Source organism: Ruegeria sp. AF2 (assembly GCF_056542025.1).
Map to the genome: position 1 here is coordinate 750,337 of NZ_JBQFZC010000001.1, position 17,542 is coordinate 767,878.

At 56.3% G+C, this 17,542-nt stretch carries 15 protein-coding genes; 9 read left to right on the forward strand and 6 right to left on the reverse strand.

The annotated features are described in order from the left end of the window. The first annotated feature begins 60 nt into the window (after positions 1-60). The 4 genes from prfB (at position 61) to ACR0NM_RS03700 (ending at position 4,238) form a co-directional block, all read left to right on the forward strand. Complete coding sequence (gene prfB / locus ACR0NM_RS03685) at positions 61-1,188, forward strand: peptide chain release factor 2 (protein WP_170403025.1); 1,128 nt, start codon at positions 61-63, stop codon at positions 1,186-1,188. Further along, a complete protein-coding gene (locus tag ACR0NM_RS03690) occupies positions 1,189-1,896 on the forward strand; it encodes a M50 family metallopeptidase (protein ID WP_480613275.1) in 708 nt (235 codons plus the stop codon). 118 nt (positions 1,897-2,014) lie between these two features. After that, complete coding sequence (locus ACR0NM_RS03695; RefSeq protein ID WP_480613277.1) at positions 2,015-3,412, forward strand: amidase; 1,398 nt, start codon at positions 2,015-2,017, stop codon at positions 3,410-3,412. Positions 3,413-3,440: 28 nt separating this feature from the next. Further along, the gene (locus ACR0NM_RS03700) at positions 3,441-4,238 is read left to right on the forward strand and encodes a DUF2189 domain-containing protein (protein WP_480613279.1); all 798 of its coding nucleotides are present in this window, start codon (positions 3,441-3,443) and stop codon (positions 4,236-4,238) included. Here ACR0NM_RS03700 and ACR0NM_RS03705 read toward each other — a convergent pair. The 4 genes from ACR0NM_RS03705 to ACR0NM_RS03720 form a co-directional block, all read right to left on the reverse strand. After that, positions 4,235-4,969 (reverse strand): helix-turn-helix domain-containing protein, encoded by a 735-nt coding sequence (locus ACR0NM_RS03705; RefSeq protein ID WP_480613281.1) that lies wholly within the window; start codon positions 4,967-4,969, stop codon positions 4,235-4,237. The genes ACR0NM_RS03700 and ACR0NM_RS03705 overlap by 4 nt on opposite strands. Positions 4,970-5,270: 301 nt before the next feature. Then, positions 5,271-5,831 (reverse strand): acetolactate synthase small subunit, encoded by a 561-nt coding sequence (gene ilvN, locus ACR0NM_RS03710; protein WP_170396580.1) that lies wholly within the window; start codon positions 5,829-5,831, stop codon positions 5,271-5,273. Further along, positions 5,828-7,099 carry a glycosyltransferase family 87 protein gene (locus ACR0NM_RS03715; protein WP_480613283.1) on the reverse strand — a complete coding sequence of 424 codons (1,272 nt, stop codon included), beginning with the start codon at positions 7,097-7,099 and terminating at the stop codon, positions 5,828-5,830. Before ACR0NM_RS03715 ends, ilvN begins: the two co-directional genes overlap by 4 nt. A gap of 73 nt (positions 7,100-7,172) precedes the next feature. Continuing rightward, positions 7,173-8,924: an acetolactate synthase 3 large subunit gene (locus ACR0NM_RS03720; protein WP_170598101.1), complete on the reverse strand. Its 1,752-nt coding sequence runs from the start codon at positions 8,922-8,924 to the stop codon at positions 7,173-7,175. A 425-nt stretch (positions 8,925-9,349) separates the two neighbouring features. Between ACR0NM_RS03720 and ACR0NM_RS03725 the strand changes: the two genes are divergently transcribed. Together ACR0NM_RS03725 and ACR0NM_RS03730 are read left to right on the forward strand one after the other, a co-directional pair. Further along, entirely contained in the window at positions 9,350-10,195 is an 846-nt protein-coding gene (locus tag ACR0NM_RS03725; protein ID WP_480570150.1) for a HalD/BesD family halogenase, read from the forward strand. Positions 10,196-10,238: 43 nt separating this feature from the next. Continuing rightward, positions 10,239-10,625: a bleomycin resistance protein gene (locus ACR0NM_RS03730; RefSeq protein ID WP_480613285.1), complete on the forward strand. Its 387-nt coding sequence runs from the start codon at positions 10,239-10,241 to the stop codon at positions 10,623-10,625. Positions 10,626-10,699: 74 nt separating this feature from the next. Here ACR0NM_RS03730 and ACR0NM_RS03735 read toward each other — a convergent pair whose 3' ends face one another. Continuing rightward, a complete protein-coding gene (locus tag ACR0NM_RS03735; protein WP_170396590.1) occupies positions 10,700-11,347 on the reverse strand; it encodes a response regulator transcription factor in 648 nt (215 codons plus the stop codon). Beyond that, entirely contained in the window at positions 11,347-12,780 is a 1,434-nt protein-coding gene (locus ACR0NM_RS03740; RefSeq protein ID WP_170396592.1) for a cache domain-containing protein, read from the reverse strand. The genes ACR0NM_RS03735 and ACR0NM_RS03740 overlap by 1 nt, the downstream gene beginning before the upstream one ends. A 246-nt stretch (positions 12,781-13,026) precedes the next feature. Between ACR0NM_RS03740 and ACR0NM_RS03745 the strand changes: the two genes are divergently transcribed. The 3 genes from ACR0NM_RS03745 to ACR0NM_RS03755 all read left to right on the forward strand — a co-directional run bounded on the left by ACR0NM_RS03745 (position 13,027) and on the right by ACR0NM_RS03755 (position 17,525). Continuing rightward, positions 13,027-14,109: a TRAP transporter substrate-binding protein gene (locus tag ACR0NM_RS03745; RefSeq protein ID WP_170396967.1), complete on the forward strand. Its 1,083-nt coding sequence runs from the start codon at positions 13,027-13,029 to the stop codon at positions 14,107-14,109. 117 nt (positions 14,110-14,226) lie between these two features. After that, positions 14,227-15,153 carry a TRAP transporter small permease subunit gene (locus ACR0NM_RS03750; RefSeq protein WP_170396594.1) on the forward strand — a complete coding sequence of 309 codons (927 nt, stop codon included), beginning with the start codon at positions 14,227-14,229 and terminating at the stop codon, positions 15,151-15,153. 17 nt (positions 15,154-15,170) lie between these two features. Next, positions 15,171-17,525 (forward strand): TRAP transporter large permease, encoded by a 2,355-nt coding sequence (locus ACR0NM_RS03755; RefSeq protein WP_480613287.1) that lies wholly within the window; start codon positions 15,171-15,173, stop codon positions 17,523-17,525. Positions 17,526-17,542 lie beyond the last annotated feature (17 nt).

Below are 17,542 nucleotides of genomic sequence, written 5' to 3' on the forward strand. Positions count from 1 at the left end.
TGTGGTGCCTCGCACCTCTTGCTATCACGCACACCTGATTGAGCAAGTTGGGACCTGACCATGCGCGCCGAAACCCAGAATATCGTGGCGGAAATCGAAAAGTCGCTGGAGCTGCTGGCGCAGCGCATGGACTATGAAACAGCGCCGCACCGGTTGGAGGAATTCAACGCGCGTGTTGAAGATCCGAACCTGTGGGACAATCCCGAGAACGCGCAGAAATTGATGCGCGAGCGGCAGTTGCTGGTCGATGCCATCGAGACCTACGAATCTATCAAGACCGATCTCAGCGACAATATTGAGCTGATCGAACTGGGCGAGATGGAAGAGGACGAAGAGGTCGTGACCGACGCCGAAGAAGCGATCAAAAAGCTGCAGACCAAGGCCGCAAAGAAAGAGCTTGAGGCGCTGCTTGATGGCGAAGCGGACGGCAATGATACCTTCCTTGAGATCAACTCGGGCGCGGGCGGTACGGAAAGCTGCGACTGGGCCTCGATGCTGGCGCGGATGTATGTCCGCTGGGCCGAGAAAAAAGGCTATACGGTCGAACTGCAATCCGAGACAGCGGGGGAAGAGGCGGGGATCAAGTCCGCCGCCTACAAGATAACTGGCCACAACGCCTATGGCTGGTTGAAATCGGAAAGTGGCGTGCACCGTCTGGTGCGTATCTCTCCGTTCGACTCGGCGGCCAAGCGTCATACCTCGTTCAGTTCGGTCTGGGTTTATCCTGTGGTGGATGACAATATAGAGATTGAGGTGAACCCGGCCGATATCCGCGTCGACACCTATCGCTCGTCCGGCGCGGGCGGTCAGCACGTGAACACGACGGACTCGGCCGTTCGGATCACGCATATTCCAACCGGAATCGTGGTGACCAGTTCCGAGAAATCGCAACACCAGAACCGAGATATTGCCATGAAGGCGCTCAAGTCCCGGCTGTACCAGCAAGAGCTGGATCGCAGAAACGCCGAGATCAACGCCGCCCACGAAGCAAAGGGTGATGCGGGCTGGGGCAACCAGATCCGGTCTTACGTGCTGCAGCCCTATCAGATGGTCAAAGACTTGCGGACCAATCACGAGACATCGGACACCAAGGGTGTGCTGGATGGCGATCTGGATGGTTTCATGGCGGCGACACTGGCCCTGAATGTCTCGGGCAAAAGCCGGTCCGAGGCGCAGGGCGAGGGCTAATTGCGGCAGTCCCTGACCTCGGCTGTGAACCTGATCAAGGGCCACTGGCAATTGATCGCAATTGTCGCGTTGGTGTTTGTGTTCTGGAACACGATGCTGGTGCTTCCGTTGAAAATCCTGGTTGTGTTCCTGCATGAGCTTTCACATGCCGGTGCCATTATCCTGACCGGTGGTTCGGTTGAAAGTTTCTCGGTCTCTCCACAACAAGGTGGTCTGGTTATTGGCCGAGGAGGCAATCGGTTTGTCAGTCTGTCAGCGGGATATCTTGGGTCCTTGATGCTTGGGATGGGCCTGCTGATGATCGCCCTGCGCACCAATGCCGATCGGGCTGCGCTTGGTCTCTTTGGGGGAGTCATGCTGATTGTTGCGCTCCTGTATATCCGGGAACCGTTTGCCATGGCGTTCAGCGCGGGCTGTGGAGCGGTGCTGCTGGCCACCGCGTGGTTCCTGAACCGCAACCTGTGTGATCTGATTCTACGGGTCATCGGGCTGACCAGCATGATCTACGTTCCGTTTGACATTTTCGATGACACGATCCGACGCGCGGGATTGCGATCAGATGCATATATGCTGGCTGAAGAATTCGGCGGAACCACCATGATGTGGGGCGGGTTGTGGCTGGTGCTTAGTCTGGTGATGATCGTCTTTGGTCTGATGAATGTGCTGGGCCGCGACAGCAATGTGCGGATCGACCTCAGGATCAGATGATGCGCGCTCTTGCGCCGCTCTTCTTCGCGAAATTCTAAAAAGATACATTTAAACAGTGGCTTTAAATGGTCCGAGCACGTCGCTAGGCTGATGACGAGCAGCCAAAGGACCAACCCGCATGGATTTGACCAGAGCATCCGCGACGGACCTTCTTGACGCCTTATCCCGCCGACAGCTTTCAGCTGCAGAACTGATGCGCGCGACGCTGGAACGGATCGCCCAGGTGAACGGTGAGGTAAACGCGATTGTCGCGCTGCGGGATGAAAACGCTTTGATGGCCGAGGCGCGGGCGGCGGATGCCGCGTCACCTCGCGGCGCGCTGCACGGGTTGCCGATAGCGGTGAAAGATCTGGTAAATGTGGCAGGGATCACTTCGACGCAGGGTTCGCCATTGTTCAAGGATCATATGCCGCAAACTGACGATCTGCTGGCCGCCCGGCTAAGGGCTGCTGGGGCAATTCTGATCGGTAAGACCAACACGCCGGAATTCGGACTGGGTTCGCACACGTTCAATCCTGTCTATGGTGCAACCCGCAACCCCTATGATCCCACGAAAACCTGTGGAGGTTCGTCGGGCGGTGCAGCAGTGGCGTTGGCGACTGGAATGCTGGCGCTGGCAGACGGCTCGGACATGATGGGCAGCCTGCGCAACCCGGCCGCATGGAACAACGTCTACGGGTTCAGGCCAAGTTGGGGGCGCGTTCCGTCTGAGCCAGTTGGGGACAGTTATCTGCATCAGCTTTCAACACTGGGGCCTATGGCGCGCAGCCCCGAAGACATCGGGCTATTGCTTGACGTCATATCCGGCCCCGATCCAAGGATGCCATTAAGCACAGAGGTCGAGCGCGTGTCGCCCGTTCAAGCGGCTGATCTGACAGGGGTGCGCATAGGCTGGTTGGGCGACTGGGGCGGGGCGTTTCCGTGCGAAGAGGGTATCCTCGCGCTATGCCGCGATGCGTTGCACGTTTTCGAAGGACGCGGTGCGCGCGTTGAGGCGCTTGCACCACCGTTTGATGCGGACCTGATCTGGGACAGCTGGATTACTTTGCGCTCCTGGTCAGTGGCCGCAGGGTTGGAGCCTTTGGCCAAGAACAAATCATCGCTCAAAGACACTGCGCAATGGGAGTTGGAGCGCGGACTGGCGCTCAGCGCGATGGATGTGCACCGGGCTAGTGTGATCCGGTCAGGCTGGCACAGACGGGCGGTGGAGCTTTTCGAAGACTATGACGCCTTGGTGTTGCCCGCAGCGCAGGTCTGGCCGTTCGAGCTTGAAACGCCGTACCCAACCGAAATCAAGGGGCAGGGGATGGATACCTACCATCGCTGGATGCAGGTCGTGACACCCGTCAGCCTTTTAGGGTTGCCCTGTCTGGGTGCGCCTGTCGGTTTCGGACCACACGGGCTGCCGATGGGAATGCAGCTGTTCGGTCCTCGTGGTGCAGATGCACGGATCTTGTCGATTGGGGCAGCATATCATTCTGCAACGCTTTGGCCTCAGAAACGACCCGCCATGTAGAACAACCGTCCGGGAGGAGAAAACAAGAATGGACAAACCCTTTGGTGTGCCGACGCTGAAACCCGTTGATACCGCGATGCTGAAAGAGGCACTGCGTCGAGCGTGGCAGGATTATCGCCGCGCGCCGCTTTTTGGGCTTCTGTTTGCGGGCTTCTACGTGCTGGCCGGGTGGCTGATGGCGTGGGTCACGCTGCAGACGGGAACGTCGTTCTGGCTGGTTTTGGCCGCGATCGGCTTTCCCCTGATCGGGCCGTTTGCTGCCGTGGGATTATATGAAGTCTCGCACCGGCTGGAACAGGGCGAGCCGTTGAATCCCGGTGCGATATTTGGCGTGGTCATACAGCAAAGCCGAAGGCAACTGCCGTCAATCTGCGCCATTATCGTGGTGATCTTTCTGTTCTGGTTCTTTCTGGGCCACATGATCTTTGCCCTGTTCATGGGGCTGTCGACGATGACCAACATTTCAACATCATTTGAGGTGTTCCTGACCCCGAATGGGCTGAGCATGTTGGTATTGGGCACACTGGTCGGGGCCGTATTTGCGATCATTCTGTACATGATCACCGTGCTGTCGATCCCTATGCTGCTGGATCGTGAGCTGGATTTTGTGACCGCGATGATCACCAGCTTTGCCTATGTCAAAGCGAACATGGGTGTGATGCTGGCGTGGGGGGCCTTCATAGCGATCATCACTTTTTTGGCGATGATCCCTTGGTTCCTGGGCCTGTTTATCGTCCTGCCTTTGCTGGGGCATGCCAGCTGGCATCTTTATCGCTTGATCTTGGACAACGATCCGTCCGGGGTTGCTCAGCCGACACCCTCTTAAATCTGTCCGTTTAAGTCAGGCCCTGATGAATTGTGCGCCTTTCGGGCCGATTGCAGTGCTGCGGACAAATCATGCCCAAGGTGATGCAGCGTAAGCCGTCTTACATCGGATCCACTGCCACCGGCCAACCGATACACATAACCCGACCATTCCTGAGGTGCCCATTCAGGCGGAAGGTTCAGAACCATCATTCTGCAATCCTGTGCGCCGGGCCGGGACATCAATGCGCAGACTTGTCCGCCGATGTGAGAAACGATGCCCTGAACCTCACGCATGGGCGCGGAGCATTTCGGCATATGCGACAAGGGTTCATAGCTGCGCAGCAAGGTGCAATGCCGAATGCGGCGCATAAACAGTAGCCGGTGAAGTGTTGGTTCGCGTCGGTTTGGTGAGGCCTCAGCGGCGTGATAAAATCCGGTCGCCATAGTTTTTTCTGACCCGGTGACGAGAAATCGATCGATGATTTCTGATGCGGGATGAGCGGCGACCGGTTCTATTTCATCCAAAGGTTTCAGCAGGATACGCGCGTCGATATCGAAGAATCGACACATCCGGTCCAGCACATCCGGCCTGGGAAAACTTTCACCTGACAGATAGCGATTAAACTGAGTTCGATTGATACCCAATTGGCGGCAAAGCTCTGAAACCGACCGATAACTGTTTGCGAGCTGCCTAAGGTTGGCTCCGAATATGCTGCGCAATTCTGCGGGGCTGCGATTGATGTCGGTCACTTCTGTCCCAGATTTCCGTTTGTATCTTCAGCAAAAACAGGTTTGCGGCGGCACAGCGGCCGCGCAGTATTCAGAAATCGTAAAGTTGACCCCAACGGGCGCTGCAAAGCGCCTCGCTACGCTTCACAGGCTAGTCTGATGATAAGCAAAATCAATAGGCTTTCAGCCTATTTGCATGATCTTTTTCATGCTGTTGCTCATATTTGATGAACGCATTAAGCCTTCTTGAGGTTAGCAGGGCACAATGGCCAAGCAGGCCGCCGCCCCGAGAATGAATTCAGTCCCGGGGCGGAAATGGGGCTTAGTCACCGCGCAACAGGGCTGCAACTCCGGTACGGGCGATTTCAATCAAGCCAAGAGGGCGCATCAGATCGGCAAAGGCATCGATCTTGTCCGGTGCACCGGTGATCTCGAAGATGAACGAATTCAGCGTACTATCGACGACATTGGCCCGGAAAATGTCGGCCAGTCGCAGGGCTTCGACCCGTTTGTCGCCTTCACCGACAACCTTTATGATCGCCAGCTCGCGCTCGACCGAAGCACCTTCGACTGTCAGATCATGGACGTCACGGACCGACACGATGCGTCCAAGCTGCGCCTTGATCTGCTCAATCACTTGCGGGGTGCCGGTGGTGACGATGGTAATTCGGCTGAGATGCCCGGTATGGTCAACCTCGGCAACCGTTAGACTTTCAATATTATAGCCACGACCCGAGAACAGACCAATTACGCGGGCCAGAACCCCCGGTTCGTTTTCAACCAGCACCGCGATCGTGTGTTGTTCCTGCACGTCCGAGAATGTTGGGCGTAGGTTATATGCAGAATGGCGGGTGGAGCCTTTGACGATGTTTAGCGGAGTCATTGATAGACCTCATCTTGGACATAAGTTTCTTCGGGCTTTCGTAGCGCAGAAATCAGCGCTTGGAGGCAAACTACGCAAGCCAGTATTAGGATCGGGGCAAACACGAGGCGCAAAGACAATATCTCGGTCATCTTGAAAAGCACCATATGTGTTGCTGGTCCGATACCGATCCACATTGCGGCGGCCAGTATCAGACGCCATGGAGAAGTTGTCAGCACGCCAGCTCGAAGCAGGAACAGTGCAACGATTGCAAGCAGCCCAGATTCATAGAACCAGAAGTACGGTGTAGACATGGAAATACCTAGAAAGAGTACCGCTACCCGCAAGTCAAAACCTACTCTTGGGCTGCGCCATGCAACGAAGACTGCAATTCCAGACAACACTGTCAAAGTCCATTGCATCGCAAGCGCGAGCGTTTCTGGCACACCGATGCTGGCTAGCAAGGAATAAGGGCTAAGCATGACCGTATTCAGGTGGATTGAGCTTCGTATCTCTTCAAAGTGAACGCCCATCATGTTGCGCATTTCGGTCCAATATTCGACGCCAACGACCAGAGTGGCCAGAACGGACAAGACCACCGTCGTGACCGTTGCTGATATGATCGTCTTCCACGCACCGCTTGCCAAAAGCGCAAGCGGTATGAGCAGGCCGAGTTGGGGTTTAAGCGTCAGCAATCCAATAAAGAACCCTGCTAGTACGAAGCGGTCGTTATTTAGCGCCGCTAGTGCGGCCAGAAGGCCTGCTGCCCAAAGGGTTGTGGTCTGCCCCATATACAAGTTTGGCAACATGGCGGGGGAGAGCGCAAAAGCAAACCAAACCGGTACGATTCCGCAGGAAAATGGCCGCACAGCAAGAAACATCGCGACAATTGAAATCGCTGTGAAAATCGCCCAAGCCGGAGAAAACGACAATGCCCCGAGTGGTTGGAGTGCGACAAGGAACGAGGGAGGATAAGACCAAGGCATCCAATCGTCTTCCTTGGACGCTTCGTGTATTTCCGACAATCTGTCGATATCAAATGCCGCAAGCGGTTCGCCTAAATGCGCGAGGTGACCTGCAGCCCAGAACACCTTGAAATCAACGGATAACGCCATTTTTCCTTGATCAACAACGGCATACCAGCCTGTGCCGACCCAGAACAATATCAACGCTAGTACGAAGAGTGGAACCATGAGCCCCACTTGCCAACCGCGACGGCCGGTGAATATCGACAAATTCTCTTCCGGGCTCGAAGCTCTGGCTGAGAACTGACTGCTGAGATCACGCATGATCTAACCCTTTTTCATGTCACGTGCGGCGACCTTAGCTCCGGCATTTGACCTAGATGTGGCAAAGCGGTGCTCAAACAAGCACAGCTCCACCAGCTTGAATAACACCTTGCGTTTCGGCTTCGCCCAGCAGCATCTCATTGTGGGCCTTGCCCGATGGGATCATCGGGAAGCAATTCTCGTGCTTTTCGACCACGCAGTCGAAGATGACCGGACCGTCGTAATTGATCATCTCCATGATCGCGTCGTCCAGATCGGCCGGGTCGGAACACAGGATACCCTTGGCACCAAAGGCTTCAGCGAGCTTGACGAAATCAGGCAGGGCCTCGGACCACGAATGCGAATAGCGTTCGCCGTGCAGCAGTTCTTGCCATTGTCGTACCATTCCAAGCCGCTCGTTATTCAGAATGAACTGTTTCACGGGCAGGCGGTATTGCGCGGCCGTGCCCATTTCCTGCATGTTCATCAGCCACGAGGCCTCACCAGCCACGTTGATGACCAGCGCATCGGGATGTGCCATTTGCACACCGATCGAGGCGGGGAAACCATAGCCCATAGTGCCCAGCCCGCCCGAAGTCATCCAGCGGTTGGGGTCTTCAAATCCCAGGTATTGCGCCGCCCACATCTGGTGCTGTCCAACCTCGGTCGTGACATAGCGGTCATATTTCTTCGTCAGCTCTTCAAGCCGTTGCAGCGCGTATTGCGGCTTGATGGTCTTCTCGCTGTTTGTGAAGGCAAGGCAGTTGACGTTGCGCCATTCGTTAATCTGGTCTTGCCACTGCTTGATATTGGCAGCGTCTGTTTTGCGACCGCGTGCTTTCCAGACTTTCAGAATATCCTCAAGCACGTGGGCAACATCGCCAACTATTGGGATGTCGACACGGATAACTTTGTTGATCGACGAAGGGTCGATATCTACATGGGCTTTGATTGAGTTCGGCGAGAACGCATCGATCCGGCCGGTGATACGGTCATCAAATCGCGCGCCGATGTTAATCATCAGATCGCAATCATGCATCGCCATGTTGGCCTCGTAGAGCCCATGCATCCCAAGCATACCGATCCAGTTTTCGCCCGAGGCCGGATAGGCCCCAAGCCCCATCAGAGTCGAAGTGATCGGAAAGCCGGTTGCATCCACCAGTTCGCGCAGCAGCTGGCTGGCAGCTGGACCAGAATTGATAACGCCACCACCGGTATAGAAGACTGGCTTCTTTGCGGTCTCGATTGCTGCAACAAGCTCCGTGATTTCTTCCAGATCGCCCTTCAATACTGGCTGATAGTGAGAGGTCGACGGTTTTGGCGTCGTGTATTCACCCGAGGCGAACTGAACGTCTTTCGGAATGTCAACGAGCACGGGGCCGGGGCGACCGGAAGTGGCCACATGGAAGGCTTCGTGCATAGTTGCCGCCAGCGAGTCCGTATCCTTCACCAACCAGTTGTGCTTGGTGCAGGGGCGCGTGATGCCCACAGTGTCTGCTTCCTGAAAGGCGTCAGAGCCAATCATGAAGGTCGGAACCTGACCGGTCAGAACAACGATCGGAATTGAATCCAACAACGCATCGGTCAAGCCGGTCACGGCATTGGTCGCGCCAGGACCGGATGTGACCAAAGCAACGCCCGGCTTGCCGGTCGAGCGGGCATAGCCTTCGGCAGCATGTACCGCACCTTGCTCATGCCGTACCAGAATGTGACGGATGTCATTTTGCAGAAAGATCTCGTCATAGATCGGTAGGACGGCGCCACCTGGGTATCCGAATACCGTGTCCACGCCCTGATCCTTGAGGGCCTGAACCACCATCTTTGCGCCGGTCATCTCACGTGTCATCTGCTTTGCTCCGTTCGCGACATGTGTCTTGCGTGTTGCCAAAAAAAAGCCCCCGAGATTTTCGGAGGCGCATGGGTTCGATTATGGTTTACCGTTACCGGCCCATGCGCGTGTTTCCTACGATTACGACTAGCGCTTTCATCGCCAGAGGCTCCTTCTTTGCGTGCAGGGACATTATGGTTGAGGGAAAGGGGCGTCAACAGGCAAATACAAAAATATTGTAAGTCTGGGCTTGTGAGATTTGATATTTTGTTGCGCAAAATGACGCAGGTCGAGAAATATCCGCGAAAATTCGCCGAAATTTGGGGCGCGATCCCGCGATCAACAGTGGTCTGATTGCGTCAGGCCTATGTCTGAAACAGACCAGAGCAGCGCCCGATGCTGAGGCAGGCTGGTGAAAACAGCGCTAAATCGGGAGGTCAGACATGCTGCACGATCTTGTGGATCTGGGGCGCTATCCGATCGATCGGCCTGATTCATACGGGTACAGGCAGCTGATCGCTGACCTGAGGCGGGATCTGGAAGTTGATGGATGCGCGGTCCTCCCCGGCTTTGTGCACAAAGATGGCCTTGGGAAACTGATCGCTGAGGCCGATCACGTCGCTCCCAAAGCTCATCGATCGTTCAATCGCACGAATGCCTATTTTACGCAGGATGATCCCAGTTACGGGATCGGTCATCCAATCCGACGTTTTTATGACCGATCCAACGCCTTTGTTCCGGCTGACAACTTCCCTGTCACAAGCCCGCTGCGGCGTATTTATGAGTATGAAGGTTTCATGCCTTTCATCCGCATGGCTTTGAACGAGCCGGAGGATCGATTCTTCCGATATGATGACCCGTTGGCGGATGTGATCATCAATGTGGTCGAGAAGGGAGGCGGCTTTCCGTGGCATTTTGACACCAATAATTACACCGTGACGCTGGCAATCCAGAATGGCGAGGAGGGCGGTGCATTCGAATACGCACCCAATCTGCGGACCAGTGAAGACGAGAATTTCAAAGGCGTCGCTGCGATTTTGGATGGCAGCAGGAGGGGCGTACACCAACTGGAACTGCAACCGGGCGACCTGCAGATATTCAAGGGGCGCTATGCCTTGCACCGGGTAGCGCCGGTTGAAGGACAACGGAAACGCTATGTTGGTATCTTTTCGTTTGTCGAAACCGAAGGCATGTGTGGTGGGGTGGAGCGGACCCGTCAACTCTATGGCCGTGTGCTGCCGCATCATTATGAGCGTGAAGGGTTGCGGGGTGATCAACTGCTTGACTGATTTGTGCTAGTCTCGGGCCCGAGGTTGGAAGAGGGCTGTTTTGATGCAGATATTACAACTTACACCATTTGTCCTTTGTTCTTCTTGGGACGTGCAGATTGAGTTCTACACTCAGCGGCTTGGGTTTTCCTGCACATTCAGGCAGGACAATTATGCCTTTTTGCGCCGTGATCCTGTAGCGATCCGATTATTGGAATGTCCACCGCGTCAGGATGGGCGCGCATTGGGGGATGAGCAGTCGTTCTATGTTGACGTCAAAGGAATCGACAGCTTGTTCGAAAGCCTGCGCCCCGGGTTGGAGGAACTGCCTGAAGGGCGGGTGCGCCCGCCATTCGATCAGCCCTATCAGCAGCGCGAATTTCATGTCCTCGATGAAGACGGGACTTTGGTGTTCTTTGGTGAAGATATCAGTGAACGCGGCAGCGGGTAGTGCTCCCGCCCGACTTCAATGTGCCGTTGGCACATCTCCTTCGGTTGGGCCGGGCAGCGCGTTTCGCGCTGCGGTCATAGCCCGGGGCTGGTGCCCTGCAGGACGCCATGCTCCAGGGCATAGCGGGTCAAGCCGGCGGTGGAGGAGATGCCAAGTTTGCGCTTGATGTTCTTGCGATGCGTCTCAACCGTGCGCACCGAAATGTCCAGCGCCAGTGCCACCTCTTTGTTGGATTTACCTTGCGCCAATTCCAGCAGGATTGTCTGTTCCCGGCCGGTCAGCGCCTCGCGCGTGTTGCCGTCCTTGGGCTCCAGCGAGCCGCTGGCCCCGGTACAAAGATACCGCTCACCCCGCATCACGGCATCGATGGCTTGCTTGATCTCTTCGGTGGGAACGTCCTTGAGGATATAGCCTTTGGCGCCGTGGCTGAGCGCGGTTGAGATGTATTCGGGACTGTCATGCATCGACAGGATCAGAACGCGGGTTTTGGGCAGGCGCTCTAAAATGATCTCGGTGGCGTTCAACCCGCTCAGGCCGGGCATGTTGAGATCCATCAGGATCACGTCCGGCTGCAGGTGGGTTGCTCGATCGACAGCTTCTTGTCCGTTGGAAAGTGTGCCGACAACTTCGATCTCATCATAGCTTTCCAGCAGAGACTGAATGCCTTCGGCGACCATGGGATGATCGTCGACAATAAGGACTCGGATGATTGAGTCGGACATCAGATACCGGCCTTTCGTTTTGGCGTTGGGTCTTCCTGTGGTGGCAGCATATGACTGAGCGGCAAGCTGACCTCAATCACGGTGCCGCTGCGCCCGCCGCGCGATGAGAGGATGCGTAAAGTGCCGTCAAGCTGTTCGATCCGTTCCTGCATGTTGCGTAGCCCGATCCCGGTGCTGACATGGCCTGGTTCGTTCCGCAACCCGCGACCATTGTCTGTAATCCGCATCGTGGCGCCTTTCTTATGACCCCGCAGGTCAATGGTAACACGGGTTGCTCCCGAGTGGCGCTCGATATTGGTCAGGGCTTCCTGCGCAATACGGTAGAGGGCGATCTTGCTGTCTTGATCCAATCGGTTTCGGAACACCACGGTCGAGAAATCGGTTTCAATCCCCGTGCGTTCACTGAAATCGTCGGTCAAAGCCTTGAGCGCTGGCCCAAGCCCAAGATCATCCAGAACACCAGGACGCAGGTCGCGGCTGATGCGGCGAACCTCGGTGATGGCGGTGGCCAGATTGTCGATACCTGTTTGCAATGGTTCCTGCGCCGACTCGTCATCCCCGCGGATCAGACGTCGTCGGGCGTTGTCCAGTGCATAGCGTACGCCAACCAGAATCTGGCTGATGCCGTCATGCAATTCGCGGGCGACGCGCCCGCGCTCTTCTTCCTGAGCGTCCAATACCCGCTGTGTCAGTTCCTTAAGCTTGGCATCAGCCAGCCGCCGTTCGCGGAAGTTCAGCAACATGCCCGAGGCAAAGACGATCAGAACAGCGGCCAGAACAATGCCTCCGATATAAAGGAATGTGCGCTGCACGCGCGCCTCAACCTCAGCACGAGCATTGGCGACGGTGGCGACGATGTCATCGATGAACACACCCGTGCCCACCACCCAGCGCCAGTCCTGCAGGCCAACAACATAGGCGATCATCTGAGCCTCTTCACCGGTCGATGGTTTTTGCCACATAAAGCTGTGCCAGCCCGCGCCCTGTCGGGCGAGCGTGATAAACTCATCCACAATCGGGGTGCCATCGCTGTCGGTCAGATCGGCCCAGTTGCGATTGATGAATTCAGTCTGGCGCGGGCTGACGAGGTTGTTGCCGTCATAGTCATAGACAAAGAAGAACCCGTCCTTGCCGTAAATCATCGCCGACAGAATCTGGGTCACGAGGTTTTTTGCGATTTCGTCATCCGGGGAGGCGCGACCGTAAATATAGGCAAACCCATTCCGCGCCTGGGTCACGTAATTACGCAGCTCTTCTTTTTTGGCTTCGATCAGGCGGCGCTCGAGGGCCTGTATCTCACTCTCGGCGGTCGCGCGGGATTCATAAGCGACCACCATTGCAATGGCCGCAACCGCTGCGATCAGCGGGATTGCGGCAACCAGCGACAGTTTTTGCGCATAGGTTAGCGAGATTAGGTTCCGGATTCCTCCCATGTTCGAATCGATACGCAAGCTGCCGGGAAATTGCAAAAAATTTGGAAGAACACAGTGCTCGGCCACAGTGATTTGGGCGCGAGCGGCTAAAATCAACCGGATTTGTGCTTTTGAATGTGGAAAAACCCGACTGGCTACGTAGTAGTAGGTATTCACATTCATGTGTGTGGAACTAGGCTAACGCGCACTAGAAACGATCGACCCGGCATCACCCGGGGAATGAATATGAAGGGGAGGATCACTCATATGGATCGTCGTAAGTTTCTGAAAACATCAGCACTGGGCGGCTCGGCCGCTGCAGCCACCACGCTGGCAGCGCCCGCCTATGCGCAAGGCAAGCGCACGCTGACTATGGTCACCTCGTGGGGCCGTGGCCTCGCAGGTGTGTTCGACAGCGCGCAGCGTTGCGCCGACAGCATTACCACAATGTCGGATGGCGACCTGAACGTTGAAATCAAAGCCGCTGGTGAACTGGTTGGTGCCTTTGAGGTGTTTGACGCGGTATCGTCCGGTCAGGCCGATATGTACCACGCGGCAGACTACTACTTTGTGGGTCAGCACCCGGGCTATGCGTTCTTCACCGCTGTTCCATTTGGCATGACCGCGCAGGAACTGGTGAACTGGTACTACCATGCCGGCGGCATGGAGCTGCATGATGAGCTGGGCGAAATCTTCGGCCTGAAATCCTTCCTGGCCGGTAACACTGGCGCGCAGGCAGGTGGCTGGTACTCGAAAGAGATCAACAGCCCCGAAGACTTTAACGGCCTGAAATTCCGCATGCCGGGTCTGGGCGGCAAGGCGCTGGGCAAACTGGGCGCTTCCGTTCAGAACATTCCGGGGTCGGAAGTGTATCAGGCGCTGTCGTCCGGTGCTATTGACGGAACCGAGTGGATCGGTCCCTGGGCTGATGAAAAAGCGGGTTTCCAGGAAATCACCAAAACCTACTACACTGCGGGCTTCCATGAGCCGGGTGCGGGTCTGTCGCTGGCCACCAACCGCGAGGTTTATGACAGCCTGTCCGCCGCGCAGCAGAAGATCATCGAGATCGCAGCTGCCGAGTGCCACCAGTGGAACCTGGCACAATTCCTGGCCAACAACGGTGCAGCGCTGCAGCGTCTGCAGGCCGGTGGTGTCAAGGTCATGGAATTCCCGGACAGCGTTTGGGACGCGTTTGGCGCAGCCAGCCAAGAAGTTCTGGATGAAAACATGGGTGATGAGCTGTTCAAGCGCATTCACGACAGCGCCATGGAGTCGATGGCAGCATCGTCGGCATGGAACAACCTGTCGTCGGGTGTCTACACCTCGCAGCGTGACCGCGTACGCGGCTAAGCAATCCGCTCAATGCAATCGGTTCCCCCGTCAGCGGGGGAGCCTTTCCTGTTGCACATAAGCGGCCCGGATATGCCGTCATAACCAAACGTGCAACCGATGCGACCTGGGGACAACATGCAGGACGAAAACGGTATCTCGTTCTTCGGCGCCCTGTGGAATGGACTGGTCTGGTTCATTCAGAACATTGCCGAAGCCTTCTATAATTTCGGATACGCCATCACGCATCCGCAGCTCTGGCTGGACTGGTCGAACAAAGAAGCAATCATGCGCTTTGTTTATTATGGCGGGTCTGTCGAGTTCTTCTTCGTGATCTTCGCGCTGTTTCTGGTGCTGACGGCCATTGGTCTTTACTATCGGAACTTCATGTGGGGAATGGTGCGCGGGCTCGAGGGCTTCGCCAATACCACTGGCCGCTTCTTTGCGTGGGCGGGATTGCTGATGGTAATTCAGCAGATCGTTATCGTATTCATGCAGCGGGTGTTCACACGGCCGGATATGTCCTTTGGGCTGGGTATCCCTTTTCAAATGGATATCAGTTGGTTCGCCGAAGAACTTAAACTCTACAACGCGATGGTTGTGTGCCTTTGCTGCACCTACACATTCGTGCAGGGCGGCCATGTGCGCGTTGACCTGATTTATGCGGGCATCAGTCACAAGGCCAAACGCGTCGTTGATATGTGCGGGGCGGTTCTGTTCATGATGCCCATGGCCGTTCTGACCTGGATGTATGGATGGTACTTCATGTGGCGGCACCTGATCGTGCCGAAACCCTCGGCCAGTGACACGCTGGATAGGCTTGTGGCCAAGTCCCGAGCGCTGCGTTGGAACGTGGAAACCATCGGGTTTAGTCCCAACGGGTTCAACGCCTACTTCCTGTTCAAAATCCTGCTGGTGGCCTTTGCCGCCATGGTGTTCCTGCACGCGATTGCGTTCCTGTATCGCTCGTATCTGGAATACGTGGAAGGGCCGGAAAGTGAAGGAAAATACCTCGACAAGGACAGCCTTGGCGAGGGTGAAGAAGCCTACGAAGGCGCGCATTAGGGACGGAGAACCAGACAATGCTATTCGGACTTGATGGCGTCGAGATAGGCCTCATTATTGTATTTTTCTGCCTCTTCGGAGGCATTCTTTCGGGTTTCCCCGTGGCCTTTGCCATCGGTGGGGCCGGGGTGATTTCGTTCGGGATTATCGCTGCATTGGATAGTGCCGGACTGTTGATCCACCAGGCGATCGACACCGGCTCGCAAGCCTACCGCGACGTGGTGAATTCTGGCGTCAAACCTGACGTGATATCCGTGTTCCGATACCCGGATTTGCCAAGGATCGCCGAGCCGGTCTTTGTACAAGGCTGGGAAACCGCGCTGGACCGGAATGTTTCCTTCATCGTGAACCGCATGAACGAACGTGTTCTGGCCGGGCAGTCGATCGAGACGCTGCTGGCGGTGCTGATGTTCGTTCTGATGGGCATCACGCTGGAGCGTTCAAAAATTGCAAACGACCTGCTGACCACGATGGCGCGCGTCTTTGGCCCGCTGCCCGGTGGCCTTGCGGTCTCGATTGTGGTCGTGGGCGCGTTCCTTGCTGCCTCGACCGGAATCGTCGGCGCGACCGTTGTTACCATGGGACTGTTGGCCCTGCCGACCATGCTGCGTAACAACTATTCGCCGGAATTGGCGACAGGTGTGATCGCGGCCTCGGGTACGTTGGGGCAGATCATTCCACCCTCCATCGTGATCGTTCTGCTAGGTACACTGGCTGGTGACCTCTATTCGACCGCGCAGGAAACACGCGCGGTTGAGGCCGGGTGCACCGACGCGCTGACCTATCTGGGCGAACCTGCAGTTGTTTCGGTGGGTACACTGTTCCAGGCGGCGCTGCTGCCTGGGATCATGTTGGCGCTGCTCTATGCGCTCTATGCCTTTGGCTATGCGCTGTTGAACCCGGAAAAGGCCCCGGCTGTTGAATTGTCGGGAGGCTCGGGTGAAACCATCACGCGCTCGGAAGGGCTGACCTGGCTGCTGGGCGCTCCGGTTGCTCTGATTGTTGGCACGGTGCTTCTGGGAAGCGCGGGAGTGATTGGCAGCCAGAACATCTCGGTCTCGGCATTTACGGATATCGGGCAGGGCGCCTCGCTGCGCACGAACGTGTCCGAAGAGTGTAAGGCTTCGATGATCGAACTGCATGGGCAATCAGCCTGGGATCAGGCCGTGGCCGAGCAGGAAGCGATTGACGAAGCAGGTGGTTCGTCCGAAGCGCAGCGTCTGAGCGAAGAGGAACTGGCTGCTGCGCAAGAGGCCAAGATTGCCGCTGCAGCGCCAATCGGCAACGGCGTCGCCGTTATTGTGGTGCTGTTGGGTCTGACGCTGGTGCTGGGTCGCGGGATTGCACCGTCGCAAGCGCCGCAGCCTCTGATCGTCGGAGCGATTGGCCTGTTGCTGATGTTGTTGGTCGACGTGTTGCTGATCGCGCCAACGACTTCGTCCGGGGCTACGTTCCTGATACTCGCCATACCTTTTGCGCTCGCAATGTATGGGTGCAAAGAAGCTGCCGCCCGTTGCGCGACCAATGATCTGATCCGTGTGGTCTTCCCACCGCTGGTGCTGATCATCGCGGTGTTGGGTTCGATCCTTGGCGGTGTCACCAACCCTACGCCGGCTGCGGCACTGGGGGCGGGTGGAGCGATCATGCTAGCGGCCTATCGGAAACTTCAGGATCAGAACCGGTCGGGCAAAGTGATCATCTGGTCAACCTTTGCAGTGATCATCGCACTGGTGATGGGAGTGAACTTTGATCTGCGCATCAATCAGGGCAATGTTTCAGTTGAAAGCTGGATCGCGTTCATCATCGCCTATTCGGCCTACCTCTATGCGCTGTTCGGCTTGATCTACGGCTGCTGGGTGCTGTTCTCAAGCGGGGTTCTGACACCGGTGGTGCGTGAGACAGCGAAGGTGACGTCGATGGTCTTCACCATCCTGATCGGATCGCAACTGCTTAACCTGGTGGTGATTTCCTTTGGTGGAGAGCACTATATCCAGCAGTTCCTGCGCAGCTTTGATAATGAATTCACGGTCTTCCTGATCGTGATGCTGGTGCTGTTCATTCTTGGCTTTGTGCTGGATTTCCTTGAGATCATCTACATTGTGATCCCGATCGTGGGCCCCGTGATCTATGGCGGATCGTTTGATCCGAAATGGGTGACCATCATGGTGGCGGTGAACCTGCAGACCTCGTTCCTGACGCCTCCGTTCGGATTTGCGCTGTTCTATCTCAGGGGTGTTGCGCCGAAAGAGGTCACCACTGGCCACATCTATCGCGGCATCATACCGTTCGTGATCATTCAGGTTGTGGGCATCGCAATCCTGTGGTTCTTCCCGTCGATTGTAACCATCGTTCCTGACCTGATCCCGAACTGATCTGTCGCATAGACTGA